At 31.8% G+C, this 12,691-nt stretch carries 13 protein-coding genes; 2 read left to right on the forward strand and 11 right to left on the reverse strand.

The annotated features are described in order from the left end of the window. From KHW44_RS02305 to KHW44_RS02345, 9 genes are all read right to left on the reverse strand, one after another. Positions 1-1,520, reverse strand: a 1,520-nt coding sequence (locus KHW44_RS02305) for a V-type ATP synthase subunit A (RefSeq protein WP_304065431.1), incomplete at its 3' end; no start/stop codon positions are given. Beyond that, on the reverse strand, positions 1,513-2,121 hold the full coding sequence (locus tag KHW44_RS02310) for a V-type ATP synthase subunit E (protein ID WP_294685032.1): 609 nt from the start codon (positions 2,119-2,121) through the stop codon (positions 1,513-1,515). The genes KHW44_RS02310 and KHW44_RS02305, both read right to left, overlap by 8 nt. Before the next feature lie 8 nt (positions 2,122-2,129). Continuing rightward, positions 2,130-2,438, reverse strand: a complete 309-nt coding sequence (locus tag KHW44_RS02315) for a V-type ATP synthase subunit F (RefSeq protein WP_294685031.1) — start codon at positions 2,436-2,438, stop codon at positions 2,130-2,132. Positions 2,439-2,440: 2 nt separating this feature from the next. Then, positions 2,441-2,860 (reverse strand): ATP synthase subunit C, encoded by a 420-nt coding sequence (locus tag KHW44_RS02320; protein WP_094207412.1) that lies wholly within the window; start codon positions 2,858-2,860, stop codon positions 2,441-2,443. 13 nt (positions 2,861-2,873) lie between these two features. Further along, complete coding sequence (locus KHW44_RS02325) at positions 2,874-4,805, reverse strand: V-type ATP synthase subunit I (protein ID WP_304065437.1); 1,932 nt, start codon at positions 4,803-4,805, stop codon at positions 2,874-2,876. A 12-nt stretch (positions 4,806-4,817) separates the two neighbouring features. Continuing rightward, on the reverse strand, positions 4,818-5,834 hold the full coding sequence (locus tag KHW44_RS02330; protein WP_304065440.1) for a V-type ATPase subunit: 1,017 nt from the start codon (positions 5,832-5,834) through the stop codon (positions 4,818-4,820). Positions 5,835-5,836: 2 nt separating this feature from the next. Next, a complete protein-coding gene (locus tag KHW44_RS02335; RefSeq protein WP_094223660.1) occupies positions 5,837-6,145 on the reverse strand; it encodes a hypothetical protein in 309 nt (102 codons plus the stop codon). A 289-nt stretch (positions 6,146-6,434) separates the two neighbouring features. Further along, entirely contained in the window at positions 6,435-7,142 is a 708-nt protein-coding gene (locus KHW44_RS02340) for a hypothetical protein (protein WP_304065443.1), read from the reverse strand. A gap of 194 nt (positions 7,143-7,336) precedes the next feature. Next, entirely contained in the window at positions 7,337-8,149 is an 813-nt protein-coding gene (locus KHW44_RS02345; RefSeq protein WP_304065446.1) for a J domain-containing protein, read from the reverse strand. An 80-nt stretch (positions 8,150-8,229) separates the two neighbouring features. On the opposite strand from KHW44_RS02345, the gene KHW44_RS02350 reads away from it, so the two are divergent. Continuing rightward, on the forward strand, positions 8,230-9,138 hold the full coding sequence (locus KHW44_RS02350) for an AAA family ATPase (protein ID WP_304065449.1): 909 nt from the start codon (positions 8,230-8,232) through the stop codon (positions 9,136-9,138). Then, a complete protein-coding gene (locus KHW44_RS02355; protein WP_304065452.1) occupies positions 9,138-10,823 on the forward strand; it encodes a hypothetical protein in 1,686 nt (561 codons plus the stop codon). Before KHW44_RS02350 ends, KHW44_RS02355 begins: the two co-directional genes overlap by 1 nt. 48 nt (positions 10,824-10,871) lie before the next feature. On the opposite strand, the gene nrdG is transcribed toward KHW44_RS02355, so the two are convergent. Together nrdG and nrdD are read right to left on the reverse strand one after the other, a co-directional pair. Continuing rightward, the gene (gene nrdG / locus KHW44_RS02360) at positions 10,872-11,372 is read right to left on the reverse strand and encodes an anaerobic ribonucleoside-triphosphate reductase activating protein (RefSeq protein WP_304065492.1); all 501 of its coding nucleotides are present in this window, start codon (positions 11,370-11,372) and stop codon (positions 10,872-10,874) included. Then, on the reverse strand, positions 11,372-12,691 hold a 1,320-nt coding region (nrdD, locus tag KHW44_RS02365; RefSeq protein ID WP_304065495.1), incomplete at its 5' end, for an anaerobic ribonucleoside-triphosphate reductase. The genes nrdG and nrdD, both read right to left, overlap by 1 nt.

Below are 12,691 nucleotides of genomic sequence, written 5' to 3' on the forward strand. Positions count from 1 at the left end.
TTACTAAAAGCATTTTGTTGCAAAAATCCTAGCTTCATTACATTTGAAATGTCCAAAATCAATCTTTGATCGTCTGGAAGAACATCTTCACCAACAAGCATTACTATTTCTTTTAATTTGTCTTCTTCGTATAACAATTTAAGCATTTGATTTCTCAAATCTACAACATCTTCGCCAAGTTTAGATTCGTAATAATCTCTTAATTTTTCAACATAAGAAGAATAGCTACTCATCCAGTTAATAGCAGGATAGTGTCTTGAATATGCCAAGTCCTTGTCCAATCCCAAGAACACATTAACAAATCTCTTAGTATTTTCAGTAACTGGTTCACTAAAATCTCCACCAGCCGGAGAAACTGCTCCGATGATTGTAACTGAACCTTCATTGTCATTCAAAGTTTTGACAATTCCCGCTCTTTCATAAAATTGTGCAATTCTCGATGGAAGATATGCAGGGTATCCTTCTTCTGCAGGCATTTCTTCTAGTCTTCCTGAAATTTCACGAAGAGCTTCTGCCCAACGAGAAGTAGAGTCAGCCATTATTGCGACATCATATCCCATATCTCTGAAGTATTCCGCCATTGTAATTCCAGTGTAGATACTTGCTTCTCTGGCTGCTACCGGCATGTTGGAAGTATTAGCAATCAAAACCGTTCTTTCCATAAGTGGTTTCCCGTTATTTGGATCGATAAGTTTTGGAAAATCTTCCAATACTTCTGTCATTTCATTACCACGTTCACCACAACCAATGTAAATTATGATATCTGCATCAGCGTATTTTGCCAATTGGTGTTGTGTCATTGTCTTTCCTGTACCAAATCCACCTGGAATAGCCACAGTACCACCTTTTGCAAGTGGGAAGAACACATCCAAAATTCTTTGTCCAGTTTCCAATAGACGATCCACATCTAATCTTTCTTTGGAAGGTCTAGGAATTCTAATTGGCCAGTCTTGATACAATTTGATATCTGTCAAATTACCAAAATCATCTTCCACTTGCATAATAGTCGTTTCAATATTGTACTTGCCATCTTCAAGTACATTTTTTACAGTACCATTAACTCCAACTGGAATCATAATTTTGTGAACAATAGCTTCTGTTTCTGGAACTTCTGCTATGATTTGTCCTTGAGTAACTTTATCTCCGTCTTTAACTTTAATAGTGACATCCCATAATTTTTCTTCATCAATAGAAATAAGTCCTATACCTTCTGGGATAAAAGTTGAAAATTTATCTCTAATATCTTGTAGTGGCCTTTCAATACCATCAAACATATTCTTCAGCAAACCAGGTCCCAACTTAAGTGAAAGTGGCTTGTTAGTGTGATAAATTTCGTCGTCCTTTTTCAATCCTTCAGTTTCTTCATAAACTTGGATAACTGCGATATCATCCTCAAGACTGATAACTTCTCCAATTAATTTTTTTTCACCGATTAACACCATTTCCTTGGCAGTAAAATCAGTCATGTTTCTTCCTTTAATTACAGGACCGTTTATAGAAAAAATCTTACCATTATTCATTGATATCACCGCCAGTCATTAGATTATGAATATCTTCTCCCATTTGATGTTTACAATCTTTCATTTTTGACAAGTAAGTGTAATCAAAATTCACTGTTTTTTCAACGTCTTGAATCATAAATCCTCCCAAATAATTGTTAGGAATGGATTTGATTTCTTCGACTTTTTCACAACTTAAATTCTTAGTTACATAATCGTAATCATTTTGTAAAACCAATAACACTACCTTGTAGTCCAACTCAGATAAGTTTTCTTTAATATTTTTGATTAGTTTTTCCTTGTAAGTATCAGTCTTTACAAAATCCAATATTTTTTTAGTAACATTATCAAATAATTTTTGCAATACATTTTCTTTCAAAACCAAAAGCTCTCTTCTGCTTTCTTGTTCAGCAGTTCTCAATTTTTCTATAGATTTTTGTTCGGCTTTTCTGGTTCTTTTCTTCAAATTAATATTGTATTCATCAATTAACTTTTGTTCGTAATTTTTTAGCTCATTTTGATTAGAGTTTTTTACATCGAGAAGTCTCTTTTCATAATCTTGTTTCTTATTCGTATAGATTATCTTGTTAAAAATATCTAATTTCTTTTCTAATAAAATCATTTCTACCTCTAATCTACCTTAATTCCTATAGATCCCTTGATGTATTTCATCAAGAAATCTTTGTCTTCAAGTCCATTTCTTCCGGGTATTGTTACAACCAATGGTTTCTTACCCTTGTCTTTGTGTTTTGTCACCTCATCTGTGATTGTATTGAACACCTCTTCAGTAATAATGACAACACCCAAAGTATCATCCATAGTTGCAGCCTTGAAAGCTCTCTTCATCTCTGCTTCTGTTTTGGCTACTAAACCAGTGATTCCAGCAAGGCGCATACCAAGATTTGTAACATTATCCGCACTTATAATTACGGATTTCATAATTATAATTGTTGCAAAATAAGAATTGAAATAACCAATCCGTAAATTGCAATACCTTCTGCTAATCCTACATAAATTAATGATTTACCTAATAATGATGGATCTTCACTAACAGCTCCCAATGCTGATGAACCTACAACACCTACTGCATAACCAGTACCAATTGTTGCAAGACCTGTTGACAAAGCAGCTGCCAAAAGTCCAAGACCATTAGTTGCACCAGCAGCAGATTCTGCAAATGCAGAGTTTGGCATTAAAAATACAAATGCCATTACAAGACATGGAATTATAGCAAAAAGATTAGTTCTTAAAGCTTTTTTCAATTTTGTTTTTGATGAATCAGTGTTGTTGTATAACAAATAAACACCTGAACCTATAGTCAATAAAACTATTATTGCTGTTGAAATTAAAATAAAATACATAAATTTATCTCCTTTAAATTCTCTTTATAGTTGGTTGGAACAAAATTCCATCACCCTTAAAATATTTACTAAACAATTCATAATATTCAAGTCTCAATGATTGAATGAACACAATCAAACCTTCAAGACCCAAAATCACGATATTTCCTACGATTATCATCGCTACATTTCCTGCGTTAGTTCCTATCATCTTACCGATAGATGTGAATGCCAAGAACAAACCAACGTGGTTAATAGCAAAAGCACCCACTCTTATGAATGATACAGTTGAAGAAAACATTGAAATCAAAGTTTCAATAATTGAAAATGAACTTTCAACATAATAACCTGTAACATCCAAACCGTTGTGAAGAGGTCTTCTTTTGTACAAAAGTTGTGTCAATGGAACTTTGAAAATCATAACAAAAATCACAATCAACATACATGCTGCAATTACTCCAACAGGTACAACATGCAATTCCAATGCAACTGTTGCAGCTAATAATAAGAACAACAAGAATAGCATAAATCCTGCCAAGCCTTCTTGTCCGAAAAGTCCTTCTTGCACATCTTTGAAAATGTAATTGTTACATAATCCCAAAATGTAAGCTATCAGTAAAAGTACAATACCAAGTCCAATAGCTATGATCAAAACCTTGTTGATATTTTCAAAAGGTTTCAAAAATAATGCTGGAATAATTCCTTCTAATCCGAAGAAAGACCCGTAAAGAATTCCAAATATCATGGAACTTGCGCCGATTCTTTCAAGAAGTCCGCCCATCATCTTATCTTTGAATTTGGCTAACAAAACACCTGCGACAAACATCACAGCTCCTTGTCCCAAATCCCCAAACATAGCACCAAACAACAACATATAAGTCAATCCGAAAAATACTGTTGGATCAATTTCCTTGTAGTTTGGAGTGCCATACATATTAACTAAAAGCTCAAACGGCTTAAAAAATTTGTTGTTTTTGAGTTTGGTGGGAGGAGTCAATCCACTATCATCTGCATCCAAGAAATTAATGAACATATCATCGTATGCAGATAATTTTTCTTGAACAACACTCTTGGCTGATTCAGGAACCCATCCTGCCAAGTAAAAGTAGTTTTCACTTCTTCCTAGTAAACTCTTCACATCTTCCAATTGAATCAACAAATTAGCCGAAATCACCATATCAATGATTTTACTCTTGTTATCCCTGTAAATTTCATTCAAACTTTGATTTAATTCTGAGATTTGTGCTCCCAAGTTTTCATTTTCCAATTCAATTTTGGAAATTATTTCTTTTGGAACTTCTTTTCTGTTTTTATTAATATTGATATCAGTCCAGTTCAACGATCTCAAAATTCTATCTGTTTCAATGGACACATCTTTTGGATAAATCGCTACATAAACTTCCTTTTTGTTCTTACTTGCCAAATGAAGTACACTTGCCATGATATTATCGTAGTTTTTCTTCAACTTTAATCTATTTTCCTTAGACAAATAGCCAAAGCGATAATCGAAATACTTCATATCACACAAGCTTTCAATAGAAACATCCAAATCTTCTATCAAATACAAATCTTCCAATTCTTTTTTATTTTCATCAATTTGGTTTTCACAATCGTAGATCTTGTCCACCTTAGATTTAATAGAACCGTAGAAGTCTTTGATTTCATCTTCTGTGTACTCTCTTTTTAATCTCTCATCTTTCAAATCAATTTTGAAAATATCCTTCAAATTGTTAGCAATAGAGTTCAAATCCTTAACATCCCTGTTTTCAAAACCAGTAACATTATTAAACTCCATAGTTTTTTCGATATTTTCACTATTGATATTAACGATAAAAGTATTGTTTTCGATTTGGCTCAAACTATCAGTAAGTTCGACACTTCCAATATCCAACAAATCTTTTATAGTGGATTCAAGATACTTCAGATTTCCAACTACATTCATCATGTACATTTTTTCTGCTCTCAATTTACCACTTCCTTAAACTCTTCTAATCAGATAAGACTTGGACTTTTCAAAATCCAAATTAAATCTCTTAGATTCCACACTTTTTTCAATATCAAATTTTTCAAACTCAAGTAATTCGCCAATCGCAATAAGTTTCGAAATATTGTACTTATTAGTATGTAGCAAATCCATAGCCTTGAAATAAAGATATCTGTAAACTCTCCTATCCATATACAAATCAATATCATTGTCGGTATTAACCAAGAAAGAATACTTACTTTCGGAAATAAACTTCATCAACTCATCAAAATCCATATACGAAATCTTCTTCAAATCGTCCAATTGGAACAATTTACCGCCCAAAATCGTAAAGTTGAAAATAATCTCGCTATTGATTTCATAATATTTGTTAGCTCTATAAATCCATTCCAAATTCAATAAGTCGATTTTTTCACCATAATAATCTTGGACAATCTTAGAATCTTGTTTCGATAAACCTTGACTCATCTTGATAATGTTTGAATAATAATTTCTATCCAAGTTCATCTCAATAAAAAACAAAATTCTGTGACGATTTTCTTCCTTGTACCTATCGACAATAGATTTGTATGGCTCATCTAACATATCCACAAAATCTTGAATCGTAGTCGACGAAGAAATTCGAGAAAATTTTGTATCCTTGAGAACTATAAGATTATCATTCAACCTATCGGTGTATTCCCTTCTAACGATAACACGCGCCAAAGTTTTAATATCTTCAACGACATAATACTCCAACAAAGAATTATAAAAATCCTTGTATCTGCCGTTCATATAATACTTCAACTTTTCTTCAGTTCTAATCATCTTATCATTAAGACTATTTTCAAACTGACTCACGCCCTCGTTTGCGTATTCACCCTCAATCTTTCCCAATTTCAAAAGATAATCATATTGATCCTTATTAGTATCAGCTTCTAATAATTTCTTAAAATCTTCATCAGACAAAAGCTCTGAGCTAATCTTAGAAATCTTAGTATTAAGCGCACTATATAATCTTGCAGATCCCATAATTACTCCGTAATAATATTGAAGAATTTGTCCACCAATCTATCCTCGTTTTTATCGAAGATTTCCTTCAAGTGATTTTTCTTTTCTTCAATACTTTTCTTTTGATTTTCGATATTATTGTTTTGGCTATTAATAATATCGTCATGGACAGAATTAAGTTTAGTTACAGATTCTGATTGATATTTGTCTTCAAGCTGTCTTATAGCTTCTTTTTGTTTTTTTTGTTCAGTCACAAGATCATTTTGAAAAGATTCATCCAAATCCTGTGCTTTTTTATCAATCTCAATTATTTTATTGATTACATCTTTCATAAACTCACTTCCTCACATCTACCTATTATAACCCATATAATTTTTTAAATCTAAATTGATTTTAGATATATTGTTGAATTTTTTATAAAAATTGCTATATGTATAAATGAAAACATTTTTATTATATTTTTTTGATTGCTGTAACTTTGATATTTTTAATTTACATTTTTTTAAATTAAAAATAAATTTTTAAAAATTTAGACAAAGTTTTGCTTTTTGTGATTAAAATTTTAAAATTTTTTCAATAAAAAATACTGCACAATTTTCCATTGTGCAGTACCTAAATATTTTATTTCATTGAATTTACTATTTGTTTCATATTTTCAACAGTTGTTCTACCTGTCAATGTATATCTAATTCCATCCGCTACAAAAACAGCTATCTTTTTAGATACGAAATTTTGTGGTTGATTACCATCATTCTCTTCTTCGATTAAATTAACTTTATATCCTTGTTCCGAAACAAATTGCTCTACGAAACCATACATTCCCAAATAATCAGTAGTCCATACATTGTTAAGCTGAGTTTCACTTAAAATTATATCCGCTTGTATTGATATTGGAGATTTGTACAAGTTTCCTTCATCAAAACTATAAAATCCTTCATCATTATATGAATAGTTTGATGTGTCTCCAATAATATAATTATCACACTTGATTATCGCATAATCTTTATTGTCAGTTTCAACATCTGTAATCATATATCTATCGTCTTTTGAAAGTTCACTATTTAAAAGGGAAACTCCCAATTGTTCTTGAATTTGTTTGTAATTCACTCTAGAAATAGATTGTTGTTTAATAATTTTTCCTCTATTTTTAATTTGTTTTGTTATTTTCATAGAATCTAATTCAGGCAATTCTAATTCATTAACTTTGGATTGTTCATTAACTAATTTAACCGCATAAACTGTTGAACTAAAGACAATTGCAAAAATAACCATACATAAAGCTATAGTTGATTTTTTTGTTGATTTTTTTCTACCATTATTGTTTTTCATTTTAATTTCCTTTCATTTTCTCATTTACATTGTTAATTAATATAACAATGTTGAACATTTTGTTTTTTCTTAAACTTCATTGTAGATTATATTATTTATGTTGTATTTACTTTAATCTATACCATTTCTCGTAATGTGTCAAGATTTTTTCTAATTTTTCCAAAAAAACTGGGAGATAATCTCCCAGCGATAAACTATTTTTTGTTTTTGATTTTGTTGTATCTTTCTATGTTTTGTTCATTGGACAAAAAGTCGTATGCGTTGTTAACTTCTTGAAACTTAGCAGTTGCATCTGCTGCTTTGTTTATATCAGGGTGATATTTCTTGGCAAGTTTTCTGTAATTCAATTTTATTTCGTACTTATCTGCGTTGTATCCAACTCCCAACGTGTCGCAATGTTGTTCGTAAGTTCTAACGAAATCGTCCACTGGATTTTGGTATTGATTTTGATATCCATATCCTTGTTGACCATAACCTTGGTTATATCCACCATATTGACCTTGTTGTTGGTAATATCCAAAATCATCGAAGCCAAATCCGTTTTGATTGAACCATTCCTCAAATCTTCTAGTCCATTCTTCTTGTTCACGTCTTTGTCGTTCTTCACGCGCTTTTCTTTCTTCTTCTTGTTTGTTGAAGATGTATTTTTTCTTGTAATCAGAATAAGAAGTGTATTTTGTTTGTGAATTATTGAGATAATAATTCCCGTATCCAAGTAAGAATTCAACCATAGAATATTTTACATATTTTAGATAATTGACAAATCCTTTACCTAAAATAGGAAATATCGTTATGAACAAAACCGTAAATGTAACCCATTTGTATTTGAAAAATATATAAGGAAAGAACAATATAAATATACAACCGAAGGATAGTATGGATCCTAGTACATACCTAAATCCCACAGTTAAATTAACCAATGTTTCTATAAATGCTATTAAAAATCCGAAAAATCCATCCAAAAATTTCGCAAATCCTTTTACGAAACCTCCCCATGCTTTCTTCATTTATTCACCTACTTCCAATTTCTTTTAATTTATTATATCATACTAATGTCACAAATTAGATAGTTTATGAAAGAGGTAATATGATTAATTTACTTGAATCACAAAATATAAATAAAAATTTAATAAAAGATGTAGAAAACTTTTTGAAGGACAATGATGTAGATGACAAATTCAAATCCAGAATTCCGAAACCACGATTTAACTATTATGGAAAAGAAGTTTTGGAAATGGCTATAACAAGCATTTTGGAAGCGAACAATTTGTTATTGGTTGGGCCTAAAGCTACCGGCAAGAATATATTGTGCGACAATTTGGCGTATATTTTCCAAAGACCACAATGGAATATTTCTTTTCATGTAAATACAGATTCTGAAAGTTTGATTGGGATGGATACTTTGAAAAACGATGAGGTTATTTTCAGAGCAGGTCCTGTGTTGGAATCTTCATTAAATGGTGGTTTTTGTGTGTTTGATGAGATTAATATGGCGAAGAACGATTCTGTTGCTATTATGCACTCCGTCTTGGATTATCGTCGAATTATAGATATACCAGGTTTTGAAAAAGTAGATATTCACGAAAAAACGAGATTCTTGGCTACAATGAATTACGGTTACGCTGGTACGCGTGAAATCAATGAAGCGTTGTTGTCCAGATTTTTCGTCATAGATATGCCAAAAACAGACGAAAAAACTTTGAACAAGATTCTTTCAGAAGAATTTTCATTGACAGACACTGCTCAAAAAATGTTCGTAAGATTTTTCATGGATTTACAAGAAAAAAGTTTGAATTCTGAAATTTCTGGAAGATGTATCGACTTGCGTGGTTTGTTATCTTCAATCCATGCTATGAAAAGAGGTTTGAGTGTAAAATCCAGCTTAAAACTTGGAATTGTGAATAAAACATTCGATGAATTTGAAAAAACAATCGTACAAGATATTATCGACACCATATTCAAGGACGATTTGACACCGGAAGAGATATTTGAATAATGGAAGATTCAAGGTCCAAAAATCTATTTTGGTTGTTGAGTGAAAATTACAACATCAACCCCAATTTAGATTTTATTACTAAAGATAATATCTATGCCGAGATTTTTCAGACTGCGCTTTTTGGATTTGCTCACAGATTTTACGATATGAATTCCGTTATGAAAATAATTGATAATGTGTCAAATAAAACGGATATATTCACGATTTTGATGCTAATTTTAGGCAACAACCTAAAGGATAAAATGTTAAACGATAGAAATGGACTGGAGGATTTTGATAGATTACAGAAATTATACTATTCTGACAAATATTATAAGTCCAATCCGCAAAATATTTCTGAAGAATTAGAAAAATATCACTACACTGATAAACCTTGGACAACTACCAAATCCATCAGAGAAATCTTGATGTTGACTAAAACAAAGTGTGACAATAGCTTATCTTTGATAGATTTGATGATTAAAATTGTAAATAAATATTTCTACTCATACAAGGCAATTTCTGATAATGATAATTTTGAAAAAATAAAAAAAGAAGTCAAACCAGTTATCGAGAAAACAAGTCAGAAAATTATAACAAAACAAGAAAATGTATCCCAACTTGAAAAATATTCCATAGGATCACAAGAGTTTACTGATGATTTGTACAAATTATTGGAAGATGAGGATGTCGACAGTGACTCCTCCACTCAAAAAACTTCACGAACTAAGGATGTTCATCAAAATATTGAAAGATTGTACGGAAAAAGTATCGTTGATCAGTCTATCTTGAATTCTTTGAAAAACAAACTGTCCACAGATATTCATTCTGACGTGAATTTCCACATAGTCAACGCCAATTCTACTAGAATTGAAAATTACAGAACAAATCTGTTGGTGGAATCTTACAATGAGAATGTTAAACATTTTGAGAAGAATATCCTCATATACAATCGTCAAGTCAATGTTTTAAGTGAAATGTTAAAACTTGCTCTTCTCAAAAATGAAGATGACGATGTTAGAAGATCGACGTTCGGAACTATCGATATTAAAAGAGCATGGCGTCACACAAAACTAAACGACAATAAAATTTTTAATAAAATATACAAAAACGAAAACAGTCCAATGTCTGTTGATTTGTTATTGGATATGTCTGCAAGTCAAAGTGAGAAGAAGGAAATAATAGCGGCACAAGCTTATGTAATCGCCAAAGCATTGAGTGATTTGTCGATAAAAGTTCGTGTACTTGGTTTTCAGGATATGTACGATTATTTGATAATTACAAAATTCAAAGACTACGATGAACAAAACTGCAAAAATATTTTTCATTATCATCCAGAAGGCTCCAACAGAGACGGATTGGCACTCAAATTTATGAGAAATATTATGACGGAACAAATGGAGTCCAAACTTTTGATAATGTTAACAGATGGTAAACCCAACAATATTGTAAATCTCAATTTTGTCGGCAAAACCAGATTTAAAGCGGAAGATTACGTCGGAGAATTGGCAGTCAAAGACACTGCAAAAGAAGTCTTCTTGACTAGAATGCAAAAAATAAAATTACTAGGTGTGTTCACTGGAGCACAAGATGATTTGACTTTTGAGAAGGAAATCTTCACGAATGATTTCTGCTACATTAAATCTCCGGAAATGTTCAGCAAAACAGTCGGCTCATTCATCAAAAATATAATATCTAATATGTAATTAATTGCAAAACGAAACCGTTAGAACCAGCTGATTCTAACGGTTTATTTATAATTTATTTTCATCAACTAATATGATGTTATCTATTGTGGTTCTGTTCAAATCAATCAATCTTTGATTTGAAGATCCACGAAACTTCAATCTTAAGTCTTTTAATTCGTCTACGAATCTTCCATCAACAAGTACATCGCACATGTCCAATAACTTTTTGCAGTTTTGTTTTTGAGAAAGTATTTCGTAAGTGTACCCAGAAAATATCCAGATACTTTTGTTTGTGTTTTCTCTGATTTTTCCCACAATTTCAATCAAATCATCGCATGATTCGAATGGTTCTCCACCTAAAATTGTAAGTCCATCAATTTCTTCTTGGTTTAAATAATCTATTACTTGATTTGTTTGTGTATCGGTCCATTTGTCGCCAAAATTTGGGTCTTGGTATTCTTTGTTAAAACAATTCTTGCAGTTGAGGCTACATCCTGTTACAAAAAATGTGCATCTAATTCCAGGACCGTTTGCCACATCGTATTGTCTGATTTGTGCGTAGTTCATTAAATGTGTAATACCCTATCTTTGATTTCTTTTGTTCTTCCTTCGTTCCAGAAGTTTTCTCCAAGATATCCACAAGTTCTTCTGACAACATTCATCGTAGCATGGTCTTTGTTTCCACATTGCGGACATTGCCAATCACCATCTTCGTTAATTGTAATTTCCCCATCGAAGCCGCAGTTTTGACAATAATCGCTTTTAGTATTGAATTCTGCGTATTGAATATTATCGTAAATGTATTTTACAAGAGTTTCCAAAGCTTTCAAATTCTTGCTCATGTTTGGAATTTCTACATAAGAAATGCATCCACCTGATGATTTGTCTTGGAATTTCGATTCAAAAGAGAACTTTTCAAAAGCAGATATTTCTTCTCTTACATCAACGTGGAATGAATTTGTGTAGTAACCTTTGTCTGTGATGTTTTCGATTACTCCGAATCTTTCTCTGTCGATACTATTAAATCTGTGAGTTAAACTTTCTGCTGGAGTTCCATACAATGCAAATCCTAGATTTGTTTCCTTTTTCCATTGTTTTATTTTTTCATTCATTATATCCATTATCTTCATTGCAAATTCTTTGCCTTTTGGAGTTGTGTGGCTTTCACCGATAGTCAACAACGTTGCTTCGTAAATTCCAATGTAACCCAAAGTCACAGTCGCATATCCACCTATTAACAAATCTTTGATTGGTGTATGTGGTTTAAGTCTCGCAATAGCTCCGTGTTGCCAATGAATTGGAGAAGAATCGCTGGTTACATCTTTTAGCAAATCGTAACGCAACACTCCTGCGCGTTTGCACATTTCTAGTCTTTTGTCTAATATTTCGAAGAATTTGTCTTCATCTCCATCTGCCAAAATTCCGATTTGTGGTAAGTTAATCGTAACAACTCCAATATTAAATCTACCTTCAAATTGATAGTTTCCACGTTCATCCTTCCATGGAGACAAGAACGCTCTGCATCCCATTGGACTGAACACATTTCCTTCGTAGTTTTCTCTCATTTTCTTAGCCGAAATGTAATCTGGATACATTCTCTTAGCAGTACAACGAATTGCAAGTGAAGTCAAATGATAAAATTCGCTGTCTTTGTGAATGTTGTTTTCATCCAAAACGTAAATTAATTTAGGGAATGCTGGTGTAACATACACTCCTGCTTCATTTTTAATTCCTTGAATTCTTTGCTTCAAAATCTCTTCGATTATCTTAGCAGTTTCTTCCTTGTATTCATCGTGATCTTCAATAAACATAAACAAAGTCACAAATGGAGCTTGTCCATTGGAAGTCATCAATGTATTGATTTGATATTGGATTGTTTGAATTCC

This window comes from Finegoldia magna (assembly GCF_018371055.1).
Lineage (GTDB): Bacteria > Bacillota > Clostridia > Tissierellales > Peptoniphilaceae > Finegoldia > Finegoldia magna_I.